We start from the raw sequence: 1,393 nt of genomic DNA, 5'->3' as shown, positions 1-1,393 counted from the left end.
TAAACTGTACCCTTTGTAAAGGACATTTTAAAAAAAGAGGTTAGGCTGCCTCTAGAAGATGATCTCTGTATTGAACAGGGGTCATCTTTTTTAAATCCCACTGGTATCTATACTGGTTGTAATAAGTCATATACTCTTTTATTTCTCTTTTTAACGCCTCTAAAGTCTGGCATGGCTTTATATAAGCCTCGTCCTTAAAATGGCCAAAGAATGACTCTTGTGGGGCATTGTCCCAACAATTACCCCTTCTGGACATAGACTGGCCCAATTTATATTTCTTCACTAACTTTTGAAAGTCTGGGTGTGTATAGTGGGTTCCCTGATCGGAGTGGATAAAGGCACCTTTAGCCAACTTAATCTTCCTATTCTTCTTCAATTTGATAAGGGTATCGGTAGCGATATCCATGGTAATGCGGTCTGAGACATGATAAGCCAGAATCTCATTAGTAGATGCATCTTTAAACGTTGATAAATATGCCTTTTGGCTATTCCCGTAAAAAAGATAGGTGATATCTGTAAGCAATACTTTATAAGGGATATCCTGTTTAAACTCCCGGTTTAAAAGATTAGGAAGGACCCTGTGTTCTTGGGTAGCTTTCATCATACGCTTGTATGGATTTGCTTTTCGGATTGGGCATATGATGTTGTATTTCCCCATGATTCTTCGAATCCTTTTCAGGTTATAGACAATATTGAACTGACCTGCCAAAGTCATCTTGATTTGGCGGGCTCCTTTTTTGCGGTTTTTGAATCTAAATGCTTTCAGTATAATATCCCGAAGGGCTTCATCCATCTTCTCTTTTAGCTTCCGTTGTTCAACGGCCCTTTCGGAGTAATAGTTATAGTAACCGGAACGCGAAACCCCTGCGGACTTGCACAAATGGGTGATCATGTTTTTCAAGTTGTACTTATCAATCACAAAGCGGATAAGGATAAATTTTTGTTCAGCTGATAAGATTATTTTTTCTTCATCCCCCTTTCGGCAAATCTGATCTTTTTTAAGAGTTCAATCTCAGCTTTTAATAAATTGTTCTCTGCCTCCAATCTCTCGTATCTCTCATCAGGGGTAAGCTCCATTACGCGAGGCCTGCCAGAATTGCCACTTCGGTTATCTTGGAGGCCATCTATACCGTTTTTACGATAGGCTGCACGCCATCTATCTCTAGAGGAATGTACACGATCCATCCCAATAATCTCAATATCAAATCCGCATCCTTCGAATATCTCTCTAGCGGGCGTTCCGTTATCAGCATGAGTAATGAATATCTGTTTAAACTCATCAGTATATGTAATTCCTTTAGTACTGACTGATTTCACATATGGATTGGTTGACAATATCTCTATTTCTTTTGTCGTAAAGAGCTTTTTAGCCATTTTTCCGTTCTCCTCTGCC

At 39.3% G+C, this 1,393-nt stretch carries 1 protein-coding gene; it reads right to left on the bottom strand.

Annotated features, from left to right (window positions below):
• Window positions 1–40 precede the first annotated feature (40 nt).
• A protein-coding gene (locus tag ACQKKK_RS26220) for an IS3 family transposase (RefSeq protein WP_427620020.1) occupies window positions 41–1,374 on the bottom strand; the annotation gives its coding sequence in 2 pieces (ribosomal slippage) (window positions 41–964 and window positions 967–1,374; 1,332 coding nt in all).
• Between the last annotated feature and the right edge of the window lie 19 nt (window positions 1,375–1,393).

This window comes from Peribacillus sp. NPDC006672 (assembly GCF_050274955.1).
GTDB lineage: Bacteria > Bacillota > Bacilli > Bacillales > DSM-1321 > Peribacillus.
Note: the sequence above shows the minus strand (reverse complement) of the source record. Positions and strands in the feature narration are given on the sequence as shown.